The sequence below is a fragment of the Kribbella alba genome (assembly GCF_039529635.1).
Classification (GTDB): domain Bacteria; phylum Actinomycetota; class Actinomycetes; order Propionibacteriales; family Kribbellaceae; genus Kribbella; species Kribbella alba.
In genome coordinates, this window is sequence record NZ_BAAANE010000007.1 from 1084360 (window position 1) to 1105644 (window position 21285).

The window sequence follows — 21285 nt, forward strand, 5'->3', positions numbered from 1 at the left end:
TGGGAGTCGGGTGGGTCGGGTGGGTATGAGCGAGCCGCAGGGTGCACTGGAGTCGCTGAGTCTGGTTCAGCTGGCGGCCAACGCGATCCGCCGGATGATTCTGGCGGGCGAGCTGGCCGAGGGTGAGCGGCTAATCGAGGAACGCCTCACCGAGCAGCTCGGCATCAGCCGTCCGCCGCTGCGCGAGGCACTCCGGGTGCTCGAACAGGAAGGGCTGATCGTGACCCGGCCGCGCCGCGGCTCGATGGTCGCCACCCTGACCGATCAGGACGTGTTCGAGATCCTCACCCTGCGCTCGGCGCTGGAGCGGCTGGCCATCGAGCTCGGCGTCCCGGTCCGGTACCCGGACCGCCTGGAGGTCGCGCAGGAGGCGATCGTGGAGATGGAACGCTGCGCGGCGGCCAAGGATCGGGGCAGCCTGGTCCAGGCCGGCTACCGGTTCCACTCGTCCCTTGTCGCGCTCGCCGGGCACAGGCGGCTCGAGGAGGCCTACGCCTCGGTGCAGCAGCAACTCCTGCTCTGCATGGCGCGCAACCTGTATGCGCGCGAGCACTACCACGAGGACCTGAACGAGCACGTGGCTCGGCACCGCTTCCTGCTCGAGCTGGTCGAGGCCGGCGATCCCGCCGCCGTCCTTGCCGAGCTGGCGGTCCACGGAGAGCGCTCTTTCAGCGATCCCCAGAGCACCGATCCCCAGAGCACCGATCGTCAGCGCACCGATCGTCAGCGCACCGATCGTCAGGGCAACGACCTTCAGAGCAACGTCGGGAGGCGCTCCGCGAGGAGTTCGTAGTCCTTGGGGCTGTTGTAGGCGTGGGCCGACAGACGGATGAAGACCCGGGTGTCGAATCCCGTCAGGGTGATCTCGGCCTTGAGCTCGCGGGAGGCGCGGACCTTGAACGCCTCCCCGTCAGCCGGCTTCCGGTCGCCCTTGAACGGGAGTTCCACCAGCCGCATCGTGGCGGCCGGACTGGACACGTCCGGAATGCCTGAGCCGAGCGCCTTCGCGATCACCCTGGCGCCTTCGTCGATCATGCTGGCCAGCTGCATCCGCCGACGCGGCCAGTCGAGCTCCGCCAGCACTCGCAACGACTCCGGCGCCGCGATCCAGGGCGCGTAGTCGTACGTGCCCTGCATGTCGAACCGCTCAGGCAACCGCTCGTCGTACTCGGACCAGGACACGATCAGCGGCAGAGTCCGGGAACGCCACTTCTCGGCGACCACGAGGCCGGCGGTCGCCCGCGGCGCGGCAGGCCATTTGTGGAAGTTGCCGGTCCAGAAATCGGCGCCATCCCCCGCAGGCGCATCGATCAGCGCGGGCGCGTGGGCCCCGTCGACGATGGTCGGGATGTCGTACGCCTTGCACGCCTCGACCAGGCGCCGGATCGGGAACACCATCGCTGTCGCCGAGCTGATGTGATCGACGATGAGCGCCGCGGTCCGCTCATCCAGGGCGGCGCCGATCGCCGCGACCACCGTGTCGTCGTCGGACTCCAGTGGTACGTCGACGACCACGACCTCGGCCTGGTTCTGCCGGGCGAAGCGCTCGGCGGCGAACCGCACGGCGCCGTACGCGTGGTTGGTCAGCACGATGCGGCTGCCGGGGCGAATCGGAATGGTTGCCAGTGCGGCAGTGACACCAGCGCTCGCGTTCGGGACCAAGGCGAAGCCGGCGGGATCGGTCTGGAGGTACGCGGCCAGCTCTAGTCGGCTGGCGGCGAGTCTGTCGGCGACCGAGCGGAACCACAGCATCGGGTTCGTCTCGGTCTCCGCGCGCAGCCGGGCCAGGAGTTCCTGGGTCCGTCGCGGCACAGCGCCGTACGAGCCGTGGTTCAGGTGCAGGACACCGGGATCGAGTGACCAGAGATCGGGGCGGGGCGGGTTGAGGTCAGTCACCGCGCCAACGGTACCGACCCGTCGGCCCGCGCCGGCCACACGGTCCACGGCTCGGGCAGGTGCGAGCGCGTTCGGCTGGTCCGGGTCCTGGGCGGGCACGCGGTCCCCGGCTCGGGAGGTCGGGGACCGCATAGTGCCCCACCGCTCGCGGTACACGTCGGGCGCAGGGGGCACGTCGGACTCGGGCACCCTGCGTTGCCCGGATAAGTGCCGTCGAAGCGCGCGGGTTGCGGTGACCGTAACTCTGACAACGAGAGGCCTACAAGGGGTCGGCACCGCCGCTCGACCATACTTCCGGATGTGTATCCCTACCTCGATCACGAGGGGCCGATCGCGATGGCCCACCGCGGCGGCGCGCTGCACCCGGCCAATCTCGGCTACGAGAACTCGATGCACGCGTTCGAGCACGCGGTCGGCCTCGGGTACCGGTATCTGGAGACCGATCTGCACGCGACCTCCGACGGCGTCGTGATCGCCTTCCACGACCATCGGCTGGACCGGGTCACCGACCGGGCCGGGGTGATCTCGCAACTCCCCTGGTCCGAGGTGAAGAAGGCCCGGATCAACGGACATGAGCCGATCCCGTTGCTGTCCGAGGTGCTGGAGCGCTTCCCCGCGATCCGGCTGAACCTCGACATCAAGGCCGACAACGGCGTACTGCCGACGGCCGAGGTGCTGCGGAAGATGGACGCGATCGACCAGGTCTGCGTGTCGTCGTTCTCCCAGGCCCGGGTCTGGCGGATCCGGCGCGAGCTCGGCGAACGGCTGGCGACCGGCTTCGGCCAGCAGGAGATCGCCCGGCTGAGATTCGCGCCGTTCCGGCTGAACTCGCCGGGCGCGTGCCTGCAGATCCCCGAGGTCTTCGGCAGGATCAGAGTGCTCACACCCGGCCTGCTCCGACGCGCGCATGCCCTCGGCAAGCAGGTCCACGTCTGGACCATCGACGACCCAGCCGCGATGCACCGCCTCCTCGACGCCGGCGTCGACGGCCTGATCACCGACCGCACAGACCTCCTCCGCGACGTCCTGATCGAGCGCGGCCAGTGGAAGTAGACGTCGCCGCCTCGATCATCGGGTGACGTTCACGAACCAGTCAGCCGAAGTGTTATCGAAGAACGCACCGCGTCATCCCGACACCTGCCAAACTCCTCCGCATGGGATTTCTGTCGGCCCCGGCCGCCGTCGACAAGCGGGAGTACTGGGGTTTCAGCCTCTACGACTGGGCCAACTCCGGCTACGTCACCACCGTCGGCACCGTTCTCTTCGCGCCCTACCTGACCTCGGTCGCCGAGACCGCCGCCTGCGGACGAGTCGGTACGACGGACAACCCGTGCCACACCAATCTCCAGGTGCTCGGGCTGGGCATCTCCCCCGGTTCGCTCGCCTTCTACGTCGTCACCGTGGCGACCCTGATCTCCGCGCTGTTCCTGCCGGTGGTCGGCGCGATCGCGGACCGGTCGCCGCGCAAGAAGCTGCTGATGTGCGGGTTCGCCTGGGCCGGCGCGCTGGCGGCCTGCTGCATGGTGTTCGTCGGGGACGGCCGCTGGCAGCTCGGAGCCCTGCTGCTGTTCATCGGCAACCTGTGCCTCGGCTCCTCGCTCGTGGTCTACGACTCGATCCTGATCGACATCGCGGGACCCGACGACCGCGACGACGTCTCCTCCCGCGCCTGGGCCTTCGGTTACCTCGGCGGCTTCATCCTGCTGACCCTGAACCTCGGCGTCGTCACCGCGCACGACGCGCTCGGGATGAGCCAGGGCACGGCCGTGCGGCTCAGCCTGCTCAGCGCCGGACTGTGGTGGGGCCTGTTCACGTTCATCCCGTACGCGAGGCTGAAGAACCGGCCGCCGGTGAGCGTCGTCCCGGTCGGCGGCGGCAACCTGATCAAGCAGAGCTTCGGGCAGCTGTTCTCGACGCTGCGGCACGTGCGGACCTACCCGATGACGCTGTTGTTCCTGGTCGCCTACCTGTTCTTCAACGACGGCATCCAGACCGTCATCTCGGTCTCCTCGACGTACGGCGAGAAGCAGCTCGGGTTCGAGACCCAGGTGCTGATCATGACGATCCTGCTGGTCCAGTTCATCGCGTTCTTCGGCGCGCTGGCGTTCGGCCGGTTCGCCCGTCGGTACGGCACCCAGCGCACGATCATGGGCGGTCTGGTGGTCTGGATGGTGATCGTGGTGGCCGGCTTCCTGCTGCCCGCCCGCCAGATCGTGCCGTTCCTGGCGATGGGCGCCGCGATCGGCATCGTGCTCGGCGGCACCCAGGCGCTGTCCCGGTCAGCCTTCAGCCAGCTGATCCCGCGGGGTCGCGAGGCGGAGTACTTCAGCCTCTACCAGGCCGGCGAGCGCGGCACGTCCTGGCTCGGCACCCTCGTCTTCGGGCTGGTGCACCAGCTCACCGGCTCCTACCGTCCGGCCATCGTTGCTCTCGGCATCTTCTTCGTGGTCGGCCTGGTGCTGCTCTCCCGCGTCGACATGCGCCGCGGCATCACCGAGGCCGGCAACGCCCAGCCCGCCCTGGTCTAGCCGCCGGACGACGATCGCCGCCGCCTGTCCGTCGCGCGCCTGGGAGGGCAGGTGCGCTCGTGACAGGGGACGGCGATCAGCTTGCCGGTCGGACGGTGTGCCGCTGGTTCAGCTGGACGGTGCGCCCTGGTTCAGTTGGAGGGCGTGCCGCTGGTTCAGTTGGAGGGCGTGCCGCTGGTTCAGTTGGAGGGCGTGCCGCCCGGGCGGCCACCTCCGCCGGGCGCGACCCCGCCCTGGCGAACCGTGCTGGCGGTGAGGGTGCCGTTGGACGTCTGACCGTTGACAACCACCTGTTCGCCTGCCTTGAGGTCGGAGGCGGACCCCTTGCTGGTGATGTCGATGGTGGTGTCCCCGGTGAGCTTGATCGTGACGTCGCCGCTCTGGGTCTTCACGACCAGCTGCGAGCTGCTCGCCGAGACCACCGTGCCGATCGCGGCGCTACCGGGTGCGCCGCCCTGGCCGCCGCCTCCTTGCCCCTGACCGCGGAACCCGCCGGCATACCCGCCACCTGCTGCTCCGGCTCCGGCGCCACGGCCGGCCTGCGGCGTCGTCGTAGTACTGCTCGAGGCAAAGGCGGCATGCAGGCCGGCACCACCGGCGAGACCGACGGCCAGTACCACGACACCGGCCAGTACTGCGGTGGCGGCCGGCAGGTTGAGCGTCTTCTTGGGTGTCAGTGCGGCATTGACCTCCTCGTCGCTGCCGATCTGCGCGAAGTCATCGGGATTCTGGTTGGGCGTGCTCATGAGTGAGCCTCTCTCATTCGTGACGTAGTGCATCGATGGGACGGAGACCGGCAGCCCGGTGGGCCGGCATGCTGCCGAAGAACAGGCCGACGGCCGCGGAGACGCCGAAGGCGAGCACGATCGACGAAGGCACCAGCGCGGGCTGGACGCCCGCCAACTGGAACCGGCTGACGATCAGTGCGGCGAGGATCCCGACCGTGCCGCCGAGCAGGCTCAGCAGCGTCGCCTCGATCAGGAACTGCCCGAGGATCGCGCGCCGCTTGGCCCCGAGCGCCTTGCGGATGCCGATCTCCCGGGTCCGCTCGGTGACGGTGACGAGCATGATGTTGGTGACACCGATCCCGCCGACGATCAGGCTGATCGCGGCCACGGTGGCCAGCAGCGCGGTGAAGGTCGCCGCGGTGTCCTGGCTGGTCTGCAGGATCTGCGCGGAGTTGGTGATCCGGAACGGCGAGGTCGTTGTCGCCGGCACCTGATGCCGTGCCGTCAGCAACTGGGTCACCTCGGCCTGGGCGGTGTCGACGGTGTTCTTGTCAGCCGCCTGGACCACGATCTGGCTCAGCGCGCCGTAGCCGGCCTGCGTCGCCCGGAGCGTGCTGATCGGCACGATCGCCAACGCGTTCGGATCGGTGAACCCGGTGCTGTCCTTGCTGGCCAGCACCCCGACCACGGTGAAGTCCACCGCGCCGAGCTTGATCGTCTGGCCGACGGCGCTGTTGGGCCGGCCGAACAGTTCGGTGGCTGCCGTCTGCCCGAGCAGGATCACCCGTTGCGAGGTGTCCACGTCCTGCTGGGTGAACGAACTGCCGGTGCCGACCGGGGTGTTCGTGGCCGGCATGTACTCCGGCGTGGTACCGATCACCTGGCTGATGGTGTAGCTGACGTCGCCGTTGGTCGCAGTACCGGTGCTTGTCATCACCGGGGCGACGGCGGCCACGTCAGGGGCGAGGCGGTCGTCGGCAAGGGCGGTCGCGTCCGCCATGGTCAGGCTGTACTGCTGCGAGGACGGACCCGCCTGGCCGCGCTGGAAACCACCGCCACCGCCGGTCGTCGAGACGGTGAGCAGGTTCGTGCCCATCGCCTCGAGGCGCTGCTGCACCGCCTTCCCCGAGCCGTTGCCGACAGCAACCAGAACGATCACGGCACCGACGCCGATGGCGACGCCGAGGACGGTGAGCAGCGAGCGCATCTTGTTCGCACCGAGGCCGCGCAGGGCTGCGCCGAACAGGTCGCGAGGCGACATCAGCGAGTCACCTCGTCGGCCACGATCCGCCCGTCGGCGACCATGATCAGCCGCCGGGCCCGCGCGGCCACCTCGGTCTCGTGGGTGATCACCACGACAGTGCGACCTTCGGCGTTCAGCTCGTCGAACATGCCGAGCACCTCGTCGGTCGAGTGCGCGTCCAGGTTTCCCGTCGGCTCGTCGGCGAGCAGGATCCGCGGTCCGGTCGCGAGCGCCCGGGCGATCGCGACGCGTTGCTGCTGGCCGCCGGACAGCTGGTTCGGCCGGTGGTCCTCGCGGTCGGCCAGGCCGACCAGTTCGAGCGCCCGGCGAGCCCGCTGACGACGCTCGGAGCGGCGCAGATGCGCGTAGGTGAGCGGAAGTTCGACGTTGGCGATCGCCGAGGTCCGCGGGATCAGGTTGAACGACTGGAAGATGAACCCGATCTTGCGGCCGCGGACCAGCGCCTGCTGATCCTCGGACAGCCGGGCCACCTCCGTGCCGTCCAGCCAGTACTGCCCCTTGGTCGGCACGTCGAGGCAGCCGAGGATGTTCATCAGGGTCGACTTGCCGGACCCCGACGAGCCCATCACCGCGACGTAGTCGCCGGCCTCCACGAGCAGCGACACGCCCCTCAGTGCATGCACCGTGGTCTCACCGGCGCCGTAGGTCTTGGTGACATTGCGGATGTCGATGACGGCGTCAGTTGCCACGGTTGGCGCCCCCGCCCGCGCCGCCGGGGAACTGTCCGCCGCCGCCGGCGCCACCGCCTGGGAACTGCCCCGTCCGGCCCTGGCCGCCTTGTCCGGCGCCTCCCGCGCCGCCGGTGCCGCCCGCAGCGCCGATGGCGCCCTGGATGAGCTCGACGCGGTCACCTTCGTTCAAGCCCGAGGTGACCTGGGTGAAACTGTTGCCCTGGACGCCGACCTGGACCGTCTTGGTGCCGGCGCCGTCGGCCATCGTCACCGTGTGGGTCGTGCCGCTGGTGACGATCGCGGTGCTCGGCACGTACAGGACGTTGGTCGCCTTGGCGGTCTGGACCGAGACGTTCGCGGTCTGACCGATCCGTGCTGCCGCCGGCAGCTTCGAGAGGCTGAAGGTGGCCGAGTACGAGACCACCCCGTTGGTGGTGGTCGGGGTCGGGGAGACAGCGATCAGCCTCGCCGTGATGTTGGTGCCGGGCTCGGCGTTCAGCGTGACCGTGGCGGACTGATTGGCCTTGATCTTGATCGCGTCGGCCTCGGGGAAGGCGGCGACCACCTGCAGGGACTTCAGGTCCGAGATGTCTATGAAGCCGCCGCTGGTGGCGGTGCTCGTGCTGCCCGAGGTAGCGGTGCTGCCTTGACCTGTACTGGAGCCTGAGCCCGTGCTGCCTGAACTGCTACCGGAGCTTGACCCTCCGGCGACCGAGCCGACGGTGCCGTTGATCGCCGTGACCGTGCCCGCGATCGGCGCCTTCAAAGTGGTCGCGCCCAGGTCGGCCTGGGCGGCCTCGAGGTTCTGGTCGGCCTGTTCCTTGTCGGCCGTCGCCTTCGCGAGACCCGCCTTGGCGTTGCTGAGAACCACCTCGGGGCTCTGGCTCTGCCCCTGGGACTGCCCGGTGGCCGGAGTCGGCGTCGGCGTGGCCGCCGCCGCGTCGGCGGCGTCCTGGGCATCCGAGAGCGTCTGCTCCGCGGCGTTGACGGAGTCGGCCGCCGCGGTCTGGTTCTGCTCAGCGATCCGTACTGCGCGCTCGGCCGCGGACGGGTCGATCTTCGCGATCGCCGCGCCCTTGGCCACCACCTGCCCCACCTTCACCAGGATCGAGGTGACCGTGCCGGACGTAGCGAACTGCGGGGACGCTGTCTGCGGGCTGGCCAGCGTTCCGCTCGAGCTCACGCTCGCCGTCACGTCGCCGCGGGCCACGGCCACCGCCGGGCGCGCCGTCGCAGCGGCTGGTGAGTCGCTCTTGAAGAAGAGCAGGTAGGCGGAGACCGCGATGGCCAGGACGACGGCCACCAGGGCCACATTGAGCATGCTGAGGCCACGGAGTTTGTGGCGTGGGAGGACCATGGACGCAGACGCTAGGGACAGTTGCTGAGGAATGAGTCGGTGATTCCTGGCAACGCGCTGTGAATCTCAGCCTTCGAATTGCCTGTGGGCTGCGACACACAGTGATTTGTGAACAGCTGATGACAGGGCGTGACGACGGTGCTGTCAGGTGCGTACCTGGGGCTCAGGCATGCCAAAATGGGAATGATCCGGGCCGGCCGACCGTTGGCTCGGATGACGAATCTCGGAGGTTTGACATGTCTAATCGCGTTCTGCGTGGTTCGGGGCTGGGTGGGGTCAGCTTCGAGGATGACCGTGGCGTGGAGTTCGCGCCACGCCAGATGATCACTTACGACTGCCCGCGCGGCCATGTGGTCGAGGTCACGATGGCGCACGACGCCGAGGTGCCCGCGATCTGGGAGTGCCCGCACTGCGGCAGCGAGGCCGCCCGTTCGACCGGTGAGAAGCCGGAGCCGAAGCAGGAGAAGCCCGCCCGGACGCACTGGGACATGCTGCGCGAGCGTCGCAGCATCTCGGAGCTGGAGGAGCTGCTCGCCGAGCGGGTCCAGCTGCTCCGGGCCGGCGAGATCGGTCCGGCGCACCTGCACCGCGCCCGGTCGACCGGCAGCAAGCGCAGCGCCTGATCAACCCCTGGAGGGGCCGTCACCGTACCCGCGGTGACGGCCCCTCCTCATGTTCTCGGGGTACTTCGCGCCCGGCCCCAGGGCGGGTGGGCTAGCTGTCCTTCGGGCGGTCGGGGTCGATGACCTCGCCCTCGACCACGTCGTCAGGCGGCTGCTGACCCGGCTGCTTGGGGTACGGGCGGCCGAAGGGTGGTTGGCCGACGCCGGGGATGAATCCGGTCAGCGGGTTCCCACCGAGTTGGGCGACGATCCGGCGGCTCAGGAACCCGGCCAGCAACTTGCGGGCCAGCGGCCGGGTGAACGGCAGCACGAAGAAGAAGCCAAAGATGTCGGTCACGAACCCCGGCGTCAGCAGCAGGGTGCCACCGACGAGGACCAGGGCCGCATCGGAGAGCTCCCGGCCGGGCATCCGCCCGGTCTGCAAAGCCGTCTGCAGCGCATTCCAGGCGCGCCGGCCCTCCCGCTTGATCAACCAGGCCCCGAGCGCGCTCTCGACCAGCAACAGCGCGACCGTAGGCCAGCCGCCGATCACCTGACCGACCTGGATGATCACGAAGATCTCGATGATCGGAACCAACAACAACGCAGCAGCGATGAACCACGGCATGGTCTTCAGCCTCTCCTACCCCTGAGCAGGCCGCGCAGCTGGGCGGCCCGGTGGGCCACTCCCCAGCGCCCGACCCTGGCCATCGCCTCGAGCACGATCGCCTGCGACATCTTCGACTGACCACGCTCGCGCTCGACGAAGGTGATCGGCACCTCGACGACGCGGAACCCGGACTTGATCGCGCGCCAGGCCAGATCGACCTGGAAGCAGTACCCGGCCGAGGCGACCTGGTCGAGGCCGATGCCCTCGAGGGTCTCCCGCCGGAAGGCCCGATAGCCGCCGGTCGCGTCCTGCAACGGGACGCCCAGCGCGAGCCGGGTGTAGATGTTGCCGCCGCGGCTGAGGATCTCGCGCGTCCTCGGCCAGTTCTGGACTTCGCCGCCCTTGACGTAGCGCGATCCCAGCACCAGGTCGGCGTCGCGGAGCGCCTCCAGCAGCCGGTGGAGCTGCTCGGGCTGGTGTGATCCGTCCGCGTCATGCTCGACCAGTACGCCGTACCCGTTGGTCAGGCCCCAGCGGAAACCGGCGATGTAGGCGGTGCCGAGACCTTCCTTGCCGAGGCGGTGCAGCACGTGGACGTGGTCGTCGTGCGCGGCCAACTTGTCGGCCAGCTCGCCGGTGCCGTCGGGCGAGTTGTCGTCGGCGACCAGCACGTGCGCCTCGGGCACAGACGCGCGGACCCGGGCCACGATGGGCTCGACGTTCTCGGCCTCGTCGTACGTCGGGATGATGACCAGGATCCGGCCCAGATCGGCGAATCCCTCCGGCATACTCACGCTGCTGCCTCTCCTAGCTCCGGTGCTACACCGGCACGGTTTCGCGGCTGGGCGTCGCGGCCGGCGGGGTGCCGGGATCGGGGTCCTTGCGGTTGCGTCGCGCCAGTAACGCCAGCACTGCTCCGATGATGCCCAGGCCGGTCAAGATCCACTGCGGCCAGCCACCCAACATGGTGGCCAGCGTCTTACCGTCGCGGACCGGGACCGAGGCGACATACACGTCCGGCACGAACTGGCTCGACTTGTGCTCGACCGTGCCGTCCGGCCGGATCACGCCCGAGATGCCGCTGGTCGAGGCGATCAGCACGGTCCGGCCGGTCTCGATCGCGCGCATCCGGGTGATCGCGAACTGCTGCTCGGGCTGACCGGTGTCGCCGTACGTCGCGTTGTTGGTCTGCACCACCAGGACCTGGGCGCCACCCTTCATCACGTCGGCCACCACGCCGTCGTAGGCGACCTCGAAGCAGATCACGTCGCCGTACGTGACTCCCCCGATCGGCAGGACGCCCGGCACCTTGCCCGGTGCGGTCTGCCGGCCGACCATCTCCAGGCGCTTGATGTAGGGCAGCAACTGGTCGCGGAAGGGGATGTACTCGCCGAACGGCACCGGGTGCCGCTTGGCATAGATCTGGCCCGGACCGGTCACGGGATCCCAGACGATGCCGGTGGTCTGGCGCTCGTTCGGGCCCGGACCTTCCAGCACCGCACCGACCAGGATCGGTACGTCGACCGCCTTGACGGCCTGCTCGATGTCCTGCCGGGTCTCGAGGTCCAGGAACGGATCGATGTCGGTCGAGTTCTCCGGCCAGATCACCACGTCGGGCTTGATCTGCGTGCCGGCCTCGACCTGCTTCTGCAGATCGAGGGTCGCGGACAGGTGGTTGCGGGTCACCGTCCGGGCCCGGCCGAGGAACTCCAGCCCCTTGCCCGGCACGTTGCCCTGCACCATCGCCGCGGTCACGGTCTTGCCGTTGCCGGCGGTCGACAGCGGGATCAGGGCGCTCAGTCCGACCACCGCGATCCCGGCGACCAGGGCGACCGCCCGGACGCTGAGTGCGCTCCTGCGCCGCAGTACCGCATAGACCAGTACGCCGAGCAGCGCGACGGCGAAGCTGAGGCCCGGGATTCCCACGAGCGAGGCGAGCTTGCCCAGCGGGGAATCGGCGAAGGCCCAGGCCAGCCGGCCCCACGGGAAGCCCCCGAACGGGACGGAGGCGGTCGCATACTCGGTCGCCACCCACAGGCACGGCACCCAGAGGATCCAGAGGCGGTGCTTCAGGGTCTGGCTCGCGAAGGCACCGAAGACGCCGTAGAAGAGGCCCTCCAGGACCGCCAGTGCGATCGCGGCGTCGCCACCGATGACGCTCAGCCAGGGCACCAGCACCGCGTAGTACGTGATGCCGAAGCCGGCGCCGATCAGGAGGCCGCCCTTCATCGAGACACCGTTCAGCGCGGCCAGGAAGAGTGGGATCGCGACGACCGCGAGCCAAGGATGGTCATGGGGCTCGAAGGCCAGCCCGAGCACGGCGCCGGCGGCGACCGCGACGACCAGCCTGGGCAGCAGCCGCCCCAACGCCTTCAGCCGCTCCACTCCAAGTACCCCCTACTAGCCTCACCGGCCCGGCGGTCGCCGGTCGCACGACGGTACAACGTTCAGGGGACCTAGATGTATCCGGTCAGTAGCCGGAAGCTGGCCGGACCGCATCGCGACCCCAACCGTCCTCAGGAAATGACCAGCGGCCCGGCGGGGCCGACCCGGGCCGGCAGCGGGCCGGCAGCGGGCCGACCGGCTTTGGGCCGTCCCGCTGCCGGGTTGTTCGCCGGATAGCGGCTTGCAAGGCGCCAGTCGGCGAGAACCCTGCCAGCCGACCCCGCCGACCCGACCCGACCCGGGCCGACCGGCTTTGGGCCGTCCCGCTACCGGGTTGCTCGACGGATAGCGGCTTGCAAGGCGCCAGTCGGCGAGAACCCTGCCAGCCGACCCCGCCGACCCGACCCGACCCGGGCTGACCGGCTCTGGGCCGTCCCGCTACCGGGTTGCTCGACCGATAGCGGCTTGCAAGGCGCCAGTCGGCGAGAACCCTGCCAGCCGACCCCGCCGACCCGACCCGACCCGGGCCGACCGGCTCTGGGCCGTCCCGCCGCCGGGTTGCTCGACCGATAGCGGCTTGCAAGGCGCCAGTCGGCGAGAACCCTGCCAGCCGACCCCGCCGGCCCGACCCGACCCGACCCGGGCCGACCGGCTTTGGGCCGTCCCGCTGCCGGGTTGTTCGCCGGATAGCGGCTTGCGCGAGTGCGAGGATTTGCCGTCGAGTGTGCGGAATGTGTCGTCGACTGTGAGCACCTTGCTGCCGGTAAGCGGTTTCCAACGACACGGTGGTTCCACTCGATGAGCCGAGCAGCGACGGCCGGGACTGGTTCCACCCAAGCAGCGATGGCGGGACTGGTTCCACTCGAGCAGCCGAGGAGCGGCGGGCGGGAATGGCCCAGCTCGTCGGGGCGGCGGGTCAGCGCGGCGCCGGAGGTGAGGTCAGCTGAGGGCGGAGGTGAGGGTCAGCTGAGGGCCGAGGTGAGGTCAACTGAGGCCGAGGTGAGATCAGCTGAGGGCCGAGGTGAGGGTCAGCTGAGGGCCGAGCACGGGCGCTGGAAGCAGCCGCGCGAGGGGCGGGGCGGTGCGGGGCGGTCCGGCGCGCGTGTGACGAGCCGCCGTCGGGTGTGAGCGGGGATGGGCGAGGAAAGAGGCTCGGCGCTCCTTCGGACCAACCGGCGACCCGCTGGATGCGAGCCGCCCGGCTGTTGTCTACTGGGCGCCGAGCCTCTTCCACCTCTGCCCCGCGGGGGGCGAACCACCGGCGATCTCAGCCCCCGTCGACTCAAGCCTGGCACTGGCCTGGTCAGCGTCGCGGGATCATCCGGTGGCCGAACTTCTTTGATCCGTTGGACAAACGGGATATGACGACTCCCAAAACGATGCTCGCTCAGGGCGATGGTGTCAACCTCTCCGACGGCTCCTTCAAGCCGTTGTAACACTTTCGCCTGCTGCATTTGGGAAAACGACGGTCAGTGACCCGAGTCACGTTACAGAGCCGTCTCAGCACTCCACGTAACCGTTACCCAGGGCAACTAATCGTCACGGAGCTGGTATGACGACCGTTCCGGTGGCGCGGGTGATCTGGAGCGGTTCGGCCAGTACCTCGGCGGCCGACCCGGACTTGTCCGGGCGTCCGCGACAGACGACGGTGGCCGCGAACTCGATCTCGCGGCTCCGGTTGCCGACCCGGGAGATCGTTGCCTTCACCTCCACAACGTCACCGGCGCGCAACGGCTGCAGGAACTGCACATCGGAGTACGAGGCGAACAGGCCCTCGTCGCCGTCGGCCTGGATGCACACCTCGGTTGCTACGTCACCGAACAGCCCGAGCACATAGGCACCGTCGACCAGGTTGCCGGCGTAGTGCGCGTGGCTGTACGGGATGTACCTGCGGTGGGTCACGGTCAGACCGATAGTTGCCTTTGTCATGCAGTTCTCCGGGATGGTGCGTGCTTGCGACGGGTGACGAGGGCATCGACGAGATAGCTGGCCACCTCGCCGGGGGTGGTACCGCGGCCGAACACCCGGTCGACGCCGAGCTCGTCGGCCATCTGCTCGGTGAAACGGGGGCCACCGGCAACTAATACGGGTCGGGTCTGTTCGGAGTACGCCTCGCGGAAGGCGGCCGACATCTCCTTGGTGTTCAGTAGGTGCGCCTCGCGCTGGGTGACCACCTGCGAGACCAGGATCGCGTCCGCCTTCTCGGCCTTGGCCCGCCGGACCAGTTCCGGTACGGCGACCTGGGCGCCGAGGTTGACCACCTTCAGCTCCCGGTAGTACTCCAGGCCCTTCTCCCCCGCGAACCCCTTGATGTTCATGATCGCGTCGATCCCCACGGTGTGCGCGTCGGTGCCGATGCAGGCACCGACCACGGTCAGCCGGCGACGCAACCCCTTGCGGATGGCGAGATTCGCGTCCTTGGGCGACAGCAGCGGGTAGTCCCGCTCGATCACCTCGACCTTGCTCGTGTCGACCAGGTGGTTCACCGGCCCGTACACCACGAAGAAGGTGAAATCCGGTCCCACCGGCTTGGCGTGCACGACCAGCGCCGGGTCCATCCCCATCTTGTTCGCGAGCTGGATCGCCGCGCCCTCGGCCCGCTTGTCGTGCGGAACCGGCAGCGTGAACGACATCTGCACCATCCCGTCGCCAGTGGTGTCCCCATACGGCCTGACGATGCTCACCGCCGCCTCCCCTTCCTTGCGTCCGAAGAGGCGCGGGGCAGGGCCCCCGGTTCTTCGGACGCAACTTCTTCGAGCAGTTCGATGGCGGGGTTGTAGTACTCCGAGGAGCGGCGGGCGACGCCGTCGAGGCCGCGGCCGGCGTCCTGAGGACGCTTCATCAGACCGAAGGTGCCGTCGCCGATGGCGTTCAGCAGGCCGTCGTCGACGATCTTCTCCAGCAGTTCGACCGACTCCCCGAGCACCTGCCGGGCACGGGTAGCGATGAAGCCGTCCGGTGCCGGGTGAAAGTCCTCGTGAAGGTTGCCTGCGGCCCCTAGTACGTAGCGGACGTTCTGCAGCGCGAGGTCGCGGTCGGAGATCCACGGCGTGACGACTGCCTCGGTCATCATGCCGACCAGCAGGATGCCCTGGCCCGTCATCGCCCCGACCAGGTTGAAGAAGCCGTCGAGCAAGTAGCCGCGGAACACATCCCCGGTCATGTGCCGGGTCGGTGGCATCCACTTCAGCGGCGCATCCGGGAACAGTTGCCGCGCCAGCATCGCGTGCGCAAGCTCGAGCCGGAAAGAATCCGGGATCTCCGGCGTGATCTCGAAGGCGTGCCCGAGGCCGAGCTGCCAGTCCTCCAGCCCCGCCTCCTTGGCGAAGTACTCGTTCAGCAACTGCGAGACCGTCACCGTGTGCGCGGCCTCGACGGCGTCAGCGGTGGTGAGGTAGTTGTCCTCGCCGGTGTTGATGATGATCCCGGCGCGCGCGTGGATCTGCCGGCTGAACCGCTGGTCCACGAAGGTCCGGATCGGGTTGATGTCGCGGAAGAGGATCCCGTACATCGAATCGTTCAGCATCATGTCGAGCCGCTCGAGCCCGGCCAGCGTCGCGATCTCCGGCATGCACAGGCCCGACGCGTAGTTGGTCAGCCGGACATACCGCCCGAGTTCCTTCGACGACTCGTCCAGGGCCGCCCGCATCAGGCGGAAGTTCTCCTGCGTGGCATACGTCCCCGCGAATCCCTCACGAGTCGCGCCCTCGGGCACGTAGTCCAGCAGCGACTGCCCGGTCGACCGGATCACGGCGATGATGTCGGCACCTTCGCGAGCGGCCGCCTGGGCCTGCGGGATGTCCTCGTAGATGTCGCCGGTGGCAACGATCAGGTAGATCCACGGCCGTTGCTCGGGATCACCGTGCCGCTTGATCAACCGATCCCGTTCCCGCCGCCGCCCGTCCACCCGCTTGAGCCCGGCCGCCGCAGCCCTCCGAGCCGCCGCCCGAGCCCGTACTGCGTCGCGCCCCTCCGGCAGGCGGAACCTCACCGATCCCGACGCCGCCTTCTGCGCCAGCACGGACAGGTCCTCCGCCTCGCCCCTGACGAGCGCGTCCCACACGGGCAGAGCGAGGCCGTGCTCCAGGCCGATATCGGCGCGCACCGTGTCCGCCAGCCGATTGACCCACGGGATGCCCTCGGAATCGGCACCCGCGAGCCCGGCCAGGCGCAGTACGGCGCGTTCGACGGAAACCGTCGTGTGTTGCTTGGCGATGTTCACGATCGGCCGGCCGGCCTTGCGCGCGAGGCTGCGGGCCTTACGCACGGTGACCGGATCGAGGTCGAGCTTCTTCACTGCGCGGGTCATCGAGTCCATCCCTCTAGGTCTGCAGCGTCGTACGCGAGGCGGCCGCCGACTACGGTCCGCAAGCAAGTCGGGACAGGCGCTTGGTGGCTCAGGTCGGGCAGCACCGGAACGCCCGCGCGCGGATCGGTCGACCAGGCCGCGACCCGCTGGTCGGGCGTCTGCACGACCAGGTCGGCGTCGCTCTGCCAGACCGCGTACGTCGCTGCCGTCCCGGGCGCGAGTACTCCGGCGTCGTCGATCCCGGCCGCTCGCCAGCCACCGCGCGTGTGCGCCGCGAAGGCAGCCCGCACGGTGATCCGCTGCGACGGCTCGTGGTGGAAGGCGGCCGCGCGGACGGCTTCCCAACCACCGAGCTCGGTGACCGGCGAGTCGGAGCCGAAGGCGAGCACGACCCCCGCCCGAGCGAGCGACCCAAACGGGTTCATGCCGTGCCAGCGGTCCCCCACCCGCTCGGCGTACATGCCGTCCGGGCCGCCCCAGAGAGCGTCGAACGTCGGCTGGACGCTCCCGACGACCCCGCACCGGGCCAACGTCGCGATCGCCTCGTCGTCGACCATCTCGACGTGTTCGAGGCGGTGCCGTGCCGCGACGAGGGCCTGGACTCCGACCTTCTCGGCGGCGAGCTCGAAGCCGCGGGCGACGTTGTCGAGTGCCGCGTCGCCGATGCAGTGGAATCCCGCCTGCACGTTGTGTTCGGTGCACGCGATCACGTGCTCTGCGATCTCGTCGGCCGTGAGGTAGGCGTGACCGCGGTGATCCGGCCGGTCGGCGTACGGGGATCTCAGGGCGGCGGTGCGCGAGCCGAGGGCGCCATCGGCGTTGAGGTCGCCGGCCAGGCCTGCGAGTCCGTACTTGGTGACGTTGTCGAAGACGCCGCGCTCACCCCAGTAGAAGGTCGCGGCGAGGCCTGCCTCCTCGGCGGCCTGACGGACGAGCGGGAGCTCCCAAAGTGGGCCGATGTGCGGCGCGGCCATCTCGTGGAAGGCGCCGATGCCGCGCTGTGCCATGGCCTTCACCGCTGCGCGTGCGTCCGCCAGGCGCTGCTCCGGACCAACCAGCTCGCTCAACGCGTCCCGTACTGCGTGGTGGGCGTCCCGCTCGACCCGACCACTCTCGTCAAAGCCATCGTGACCTTGTACGGCGGCGGCCAGGGCGGTGGAAATGACGCCGGAGTGACCGTCGACCCGGGATAGATAGACGCGACGGCCTTCGGCGGCTCGATCCAGTTCTGCGCTAGTCGGCGGCCTGCCCTCGGGCCACTTGGTCTCGTCCCACCCGGAGCCGTCGATGACCGCATCCGGTCCGAGCGTGCTGGCGAAGGCCGCGAGGCGGTCGAGGCATTCGGTCAGGCTCGCAGTGCCGGCCAGGTCGAGGCCGGTCAGGAGTGCGCCGGTCTGCGCTGTGTGCACGTGGGCATCGACGAACGCCGGCGTGACGAGCTTGCCCCGCAGGTCGATCACCTCGTCCGCGCCGTTCGCGTACGACGCCGCGCTGGTGTCGTCGCCGAGCCAGGTGACCACGCCGTCGTCGAAGGCGATCGCGGTCGCGTGGGGATCGGCGGGTGAGTAGACAGAACCGTTCGTCAGAAGTGTGCGCACAGGCTAATCCTGCCCCTCAGCCTTCAGCCTGCCCTCGAAGAGCTCCCGGACACCCTGCTCCGACCGCAGCAGCTCGGTCGCGTAGTCGGCGTGACCGGGCACATAGCCGTTGCCCACCAGCATCGTCACGTCCGCGGCCAGGCCCTCTGCACCCAGCGCTGCCGCAGAGAACGACGTGGCCATCGAGAAGAAAATCACCGTGCCGCCGGCGGCGGTTGACAGTACTGCGCCGTGCTCGCACCCGGGCACATCTACGCAGACCACGGTGATGTCGGCCGGTCCCCCGGCCTGCTCGACAGCAGCCGCGAGTGCCACCGGATCGCGAGCATCGGCGAGGGCCACGACCTCAGCCAGTCCAGCGCTTTCGAGCCGATCCTTCTCGGCCTGAACCGGCACGATGCCGATGGTCCTCGCAGCACCGGCCCGACGGGCAGCGGCCAGGGACAGCGAGCCGGACTTACCTGCGCCGCCAATTACTGACACGACAGGCTTTATGCCTTTGTCGACATACTGGGCGACCACTCGGGCGGTCAGAGCAGGCGCACCACAGACGTCCATGACGGCCAGCGACAGCTCGGGCGCCAGGTCGTCCGGGAGCTTGGCGACGATCGACCGCGCGAACAGAATCGCGTGCCCCGCGGCCGGAACCTGCTCGCTCCGCCCATCCCACTTCCGCAGTTCGTCCGTGATCCTCAGTGGCGTCAGCGTTAGCGACACGAGCGTCGCGACGCGATCACCCTTCTGTACGCCGAGCGGCGAGTCCGGCCCGACCTCGTCGACCACGCCGACGAGCATCCCACCCGAGCCCGTCACCGGGTTCTGCATCTTGCCCCGTTCGGCCAGGATTCCCAGCACCGACCGCTTCACCGCTTCGCCATCCCCGCCGTGGGCTTCGGCCAGTTGGCGGAAGGAGGCCGCGTCGAGGTTGAGCCGCTCGACCGAGATCCGGACCTCGTCGGGCCACAGCTCAGGGCTCGCGTCGAGACGCCGGGCGGCCTGCGGCAACACGCCGGCGGGCTCGAGCACGCGGTGGAGTCCGACGGGTGAGCCAGCACTGCGTGGCGCTGATCCGGGGCTGCTCGGCACGGGGCCTCCTACGGTCGCGGCTCGGGGGTGAGCCGGGCAATATACTAGTAAATGACGATTTGAGAGGAAATCTTGCGGCATACTGTTGCATCTGAGGGAAGTTCTATCGCTATCCTCACATGAGACCACCACCCGTGGAGCCCCTGGAGGACTCGCGTGACCGATTTGATCAGCCCGGAGCTGACCGCCGAAGCATTGGCAGGCCAGCCGTACGCGTATCACCGGGCCGAGCTCGTCGAACCCGACTGGACCCGGCTGCCTGGGTGGAAGGACGTCACCGCCGAGGAGTGGCGGTCAGTGCAATGGCAGCGCTCGCACTGCGTGAAGAACGTCAAGCAGTTGCGCGACGTGATGGGAGCCCTGCTCGAGGACCGCGTCTACGCCGACCTCGAGCGCGACCAGGCCGAGCGCGCGACCATGTCGATGCTCCTGCCGCCGCAGATGCTGAACACGATCGTGCCGAACGCCGACTACGCAGGGACTTTCTCAGAGGCCTTCTACGCCGACCCGGTCCGGCGCTACATGCTGCCGATGTTCACCGACCGCCGCAGCGACTGGCCGTCCCATCCGCACGCGACCCGGGACTCCCTGCACGAGCACGAGATGTGGGCCACGGAGGGGCTGACCCACCGATACCCGACCAAGGTTCTGGCCGAGATCCTGCCGACCTGCCCGCAGTACTGCGGTCACTGCACCCGGATGGACCTGGTCGGCAACTCCACGCCGGTGATCGACAAGCTGAAGTTCACGATCAAGCCGCAGCAGCGTCTGGACGACATGCTCGACTACCTCCGCCGTACGCCGGGCGTCCGCGACGTGGTGGTCTCCGGCGGTGACGTGGCCAACATGCCTTGGCCGCGGTTGGAGACCTTCCTCACCAGCCTGCTGGAGATCGAGAACATCCGCGACATCCGGCTGGCCACGAAGGCCCTGATGGGGATGCCGCAGCACTGGCTGTCGGACGACGTACGAGCTGGTGTGGAGCGGGTCGCTTCGATTGCCCGTCGGCGCGGCGTGATGGTTGCCATGCACACCCACGTGAACGCTGCGCAGTCGGTGACCCCGCTGGTGGCCGAGGCGACGAAGGCGATGTTCGAGGCCGGCCTGCGGGACGTGCGCAACCAGGGCGTCCTGATGCGCGGCGTGAACGACTCGGTCCCGCAACTACTCGACCTGTGCTTCGCGCTGCTCGACGGAGCCACCATCACGCCGTACTACTTCTACATGTGCGACATGATCCCGTTCTCCGAGCATTGGCGGGTCTCGGTTCGCGAGGCTCAGCAGCTGCAGCACGGGATTCTCGGCTACCTGCCCGGCTTCGCCACCCCCCGCATCGTTTGCGACGTGCCGTACGTCGGGAAGCGCTGGGTCCACCAGCTGTCCGACTACGACGAGGTGCGCGGCATCTCGTACTGGAAGAAGAACTACCGGACCGGAATCGAGCAGCAGGACCCGGAGGCGCTCAACCGGACCTACGAGTACTACGACCCGATCGACACGTTGCCGGCCGACGGCCAGGGCTGGTGGAAGCAGCATGCGGGCGACTCGATCGCCAAGGCCGCCGCCCAAGCAGCCGCCTCCCGCGACGCGGCTGAGTCCCAGAAACTCCTGCAGATCAGCTGACACCAGGTCTCCCGCTAGTGTCATTGCACAGGGGTCAGGGCACTAGCGGGGATGCGCTGGGGTGTTCAGCCGTCCGGCCTCGATGAAGCGCTGGGTTCGGTCGGCCTGTCCAGCAAGACGTTGCGGAGCAAGGGCGGCGACTCCGGTGTCGTTGCGATGGCCAGCACGCGCTGGATGAAGACGTCGTCGATTCCCACCGTGGGAAAGGCGAACAGCGCCAAGCGGAGGAGGACGCTAGCGTCGTGGTGGCAGCACGTGCTGCCGAGGGATCCAGGGGGCTGCGATGGGCTGGTACAGCGTCAGGTGTGTCTTCCAGCATCTGGAGGGCCGGGCCGACGACTCACCGTATGAGGAGCGGATCCTGCTCTGGGAGGCGCCGAGCTTCGACGCCGCCATCGAGCTCGCCGAGGAGGAGGCGGCCGAGTATGCCGCGGACATCGACGCCGTCTACCTCGGCCTCGCGCAGTCCTTCTTCCTGGGCGCTGACATGACGGCTGTCGGCTCCGGAACAGAGGTCTACTCATTGATCCGAGGCAGCGACCTCGCTCCCGACGCTTACCTCGACGCCTTCTTCGACACGGGTGCCGAGTACCAGCGCGAGGTCGGCCAGACCTGAGCCCAAGCCTGT

Annotated in this window: 20 protein-coding genes; 6 read left to right on the plus strand and 14 right to left on the minus strand. The window is 68.9% G+C overall.

What is annotated here, in order from left to right; genetic code table 11:
• Window positions 1-25: 25 nt before the first annotated feature.
• Window positions 26-793 (plus strand): GntR family transcriptional regulator, encoded by a 768-nt coding sequence (locus ABD210_RS22975; protein WP_344114035.1) that lies wholly within the window; start codon window positions 26-28, stop codon window positions 791-793.
• Here the strand turns inward: ABD210_RS22975 and ABD210_RS22980 are convergent.
• Window positions 754-1896, minus strand: a complete 1143-nt coding sequence (locus ABD210_RS22980; RefSeq protein WP_344114036.1) for an aminotransferase class V-fold PLP-dependent enzyme — start codon at window positions 1894-1896, stop codon at window positions 754-756. The two genes, ABD210_RS22975 and ABD210_RS22980, sit on opposite strands and share 40 nt — an antisense overlap.
• A 300-nt stretch (window positions 1897-2196) precedes the next feature.
• Between ABD210_RS22980 and ABD210_RS22985 the strand changes: the two genes are divergently transcribed.
• Complete coding sequence (locus tag ABD210_RS22985; protein WP_344114038.1) at window positions 2197-2949, plus strand: glycerophosphodiester phosphodiesterase family protein; 753 nt, start codon at window positions 2197-2199, stop codon at window positions 2947-2949.
• 101 nt (window positions 2950-3050) lie between these two features.
• A complete protein-coding gene (locus tag ABD210_RS22990; RefSeq protein ID WP_344114039.1) occupies window positions 3051-4424 on the plus strand; it encodes an MFS transporter in 1374 nt (457 codons plus the stop codon).
• Between the two features lie 179 nt (window positions 4425-4603).
• On the opposite strand, the gene ABD210_RS22995 is transcribed toward ABD210_RS22990, so the two are convergent.
• From ABD210_RS22995 to ABD210_RS23010, 4 genes are read right to left on the minus strand one after another with little or no spacing between them, the layout of a single operon-like run.
• Window positions 4604-5170 carry a hypothetical protein gene (locus ABD210_RS22995; RefSeq protein ID WP_344114040.1) on the minus strand — a complete coding sequence of 189 codons (567 nt, stop codon included), beginning with the start codon at window positions 5168-5170 and terminating at the stop codon, window positions 4604-4606.
• Between the two features lie 13 nt (window positions 5171-5183).
• A complete protein-coding gene (locus ABD210_RS23000) occupies window positions 5184-6413 on the minus strand; it encodes an ABC transporter permease (protein WP_344114041.1) in 1230 nt (409 codons plus the stop codon).
• Complete coding sequence (locus ABD210_RS23005; RefSeq protein WP_344114042.1) at window positions 6413-7105, minus strand: ABC transporter ATP-binding protein; 693 nt, start codon at window positions 7103-7105, stop codon at window positions 6413-6415. Before ABD210_RS23005 ends, ABD210_RS23000 begins: the two co-directional genes overlap by 1 nt.
• Window positions 7095-8444: an efflux RND transporter periplasmic adaptor subunit gene (locus tag ABD210_RS23010; RefSeq protein WP_344114043.1), complete on the minus strand. Its 1350-nt coding sequence runs from the start codon at window positions 8442-8444 to the stop codon at window positions 7095-7097. The genes ABD210_RS23005 and ABD210_RS23010 overlap by 11 nt, the downstream gene beginning before the upstream one ends.
• 236 nt (window positions 8445-8680) lie before the next feature.
• Here ABD210_RS23010 and ABD210_RS23015 point away from each other — a divergent pair, with 236 nt between their 5' ends.
• Complete coding sequence (locus ABD210_RS23015; RefSeq protein WP_344114044.1) at window positions 8681-9067, plus strand: RNA polymerase-binding protein RbpA; 387 nt, start codon at window positions 8681-8683, stop codon at window positions 9065-9067.
• 91 nt (window positions 9068-9158) lie between these two features.
• Here ABD210_RS23015 and ABD210_RS23020 read toward each other — a convergent pair whose 3' ends face one another.
• The 8 genes from ABD210_RS23020 to kdd all read right to left on the minus strand — a co-directional run bounded on the left by ABD210_RS23020 (window position 9159) and on the right by kdd (window position 18974).
• Window positions 9159-9674: an FxsA family protein gene (locus tag ABD210_RS23020; RefSeq protein ID WP_344114045.1), complete on the minus strand. Its 516-nt coding sequence runs from the start codon at window positions 9672-9674 to the stop codon at window positions 9159-9161.
• Window positions 9675-9679: 5 nt separating this feature from the next.
• The gene (locus tag ABD210_RS23025; RefSeq protein ID WP_425552710.1) at window positions 9680-10450 is read right to left on the minus strand and encodes a polyprenol monophosphomannose synthase; all 771 of its coding nucleotides are present in this window, start codon (window positions 10448-10450) and stop codon (window positions 9680-9682) included.
• Window positions 10451-10475: 25 nt separating this feature from the next.
• Window positions 10476-12041, minus strand: coding sequence for an apolipoprotein N-acyltransferase (gene lnt / locus ABD210_RS23030; protein ID WP_344114046.1), 1566 nt, complete (start codon window positions 12039-12041; stop codon window positions 10476-10478).
• A 1539-nt stretch (window positions 12042-13580) separates the two neighbouring features.
• Window positions 13581-13970 (minus strand): 3-aminobutyryl-CoA ammonia lyase, encoded by a 390-nt coding sequence (gene kal, locus ABD210_RS23035; RefSeq protein WP_344114047.1) that lies wholly within the window; start codon window positions 13968-13970, stop codon window positions 13581-13583.
• The gene (kamE, locus tag ABD210_RS23040) at window positions 13967-14725 is read right to left on the minus strand and encodes a lysine 5,6-aminomutase subunit beta (protein WP_344114049.1); all 759 of its coding nucleotides are present in this window, start codon (window positions 14723-14725) and stop codon (window positions 13967-13969) included. The genes kal and kamE overlap by 4 nt, the downstream gene beginning before the upstream one ends.
• Window positions 14722-16350, minus strand: a complete 1629-nt coding sequence (kamD, locus tag ABD210_RS23045) for a lysine 5,6-aminomutase subunit alpha (protein ID WP_344114050.1) — start codon at window positions 16348-16350, stop codon at window positions 14722-14724. Before kamD ends, kamE begins: the two co-directional genes overlap by 4 nt.
• A complete protein-coding gene (locus ABD210_RS23050; protein WP_344114051.1) occupies window positions 16347-17948 on the minus strand; it encodes an amidohydrolase in 1602 nt (533 codons plus the stop codon). The genes kamD and ABD210_RS23050 overlap by 4 nt, the downstream gene beginning before the upstream one ends.
• 3 nt (window positions 17949-17951) lie before the next feature.
• On the minus strand, window positions 17952-18974 hold the full coding sequence (gene kdd, locus ABD210_RS23055; RefSeq protein WP_344114052.1) for an L-erythro-3,5-diaminohexanoate dehydrogenase: 1023 nt from the start codon (window positions 18972-18974) through the stop codon (window positions 17952-17954).
• Window positions 18975-19190: 216 nt separating this feature from the next.
• On the opposite strand from kdd, the gene ABD210_RS23060 reads away from it, so the two are divergent.
• Window positions 19191-20657 (plus strand): KamA family radical SAM protein, encoded by a 1467-nt coding sequence (locus ABD210_RS23060; protein ID WP_344114053.1) that lies wholly within the window; start codon window positions 19191-19193, stop codon window positions 20655-20657.
• Window positions 20658-20722: 65 nt separating this feature from the next.
• Here the strand turns inward: ABD210_RS23060 and ABD210_RS23065 are convergent, their stop codons facing one another.
• A complete protein-coding gene (locus ABD210_RS23065; RefSeq protein WP_344114055.1) occupies window positions 20723-20878 on the minus strand; it encodes a hypothetical protein in 156 nt (51 codons plus the stop codon).
• A gap of 62 nt (window positions 20879-20940) precedes the next feature.
• On the opposite strand from ABD210_RS23065, the gene ABD210_RS23070 reads away from it, so the two are divergent.
• Entirely contained in the window at window positions 20941-21273 is a 333-nt protein-coding gene (locus ABD210_RS23070) for a DUF4288 domain-containing protein (protein WP_344114056.1), read from the plus strand.
• Window positions 21274-21285: the final 12 nt, after the last annotated feature.

What these genes read in the sequence shown, in the direction of transcription:
- ABD210_RS22975 (WP_344114035.1), top strand. Translation starts at nt 26, where the DNA reads ATGAGCGAGCCGCAGGGTGCACTGGAGTCGCTGAGTCTGGTTCAGCTG.
- ABD210_RS22990 (WP_344114039.1), top strand. Translation starts at nt 3,051, where the DNA reads ATGGGATTTCTGTCGGCCCCGGCCGCCGTCGACAAGCGGGAGTACTGG.
- ABD210_RS22995 (WP_344114040.1), bottom strand. Translation starts at nt 5,170, where the DNA reads ATGAGCACGCCCAACCAGAATCCCGATGACTTCGCGCAGATCGGCAGC.
- ABD210_RS23000 (WP_344114041.1), bottom strand. Translation starts at nt 6,413, where the DNA reads ATGTCGCCTCGCGACCTGTTCGGCGCAGCCCTGCGCGGCCTCGGTGCG.
- ABD210_RS23010 (WP_344114043.1), bottom strand. Translation starts at nt 8,444, where the DNA reads ATGGTCCTCCCACGCCACAAACTCCGTGGCCTCAGCATGCTCAATGTG.
- ABD210_RS23015 (WP_344114044.1), top strand. Translation starts at nt 8,681, where the DNA reads ATGTCTAATCGCGTTCTGCGTGGTTCGGGGCTGGGTGGGGTCAGCTTC.
- ABD210_RS23020 (WP_344114045.1), bottom strand. Translation starts at nt 9,674, where the DNA reads ATGCCGTGGTTCATCGCTGCTGCGTTGTTGTTGGTTCCGATCATCGAG.
- kal (WP_344114047.1), bottom strand. Translation starts at nt 13,970, where the DNA reads ATGACAAAGGCAACTATCGGTCTGACCGTGACCCACCGCAGGTACATC.
- kamD (WP_344114050.1), bottom strand. Translation starts at nt 16,350, where the DNA reads ATGACCCGCGCAGTGAAGAAGCTCGACCTCGATCCGGTCACCGTGCGT.
- ABD210_RS23070 (WP_344114056.1), top strand. Translation starts at nt 20,941, where the DNA reads ATGGGCTGGTACAGCGTCAGGTGTGTCTTCCAGCATCTGGAGGGCCGG.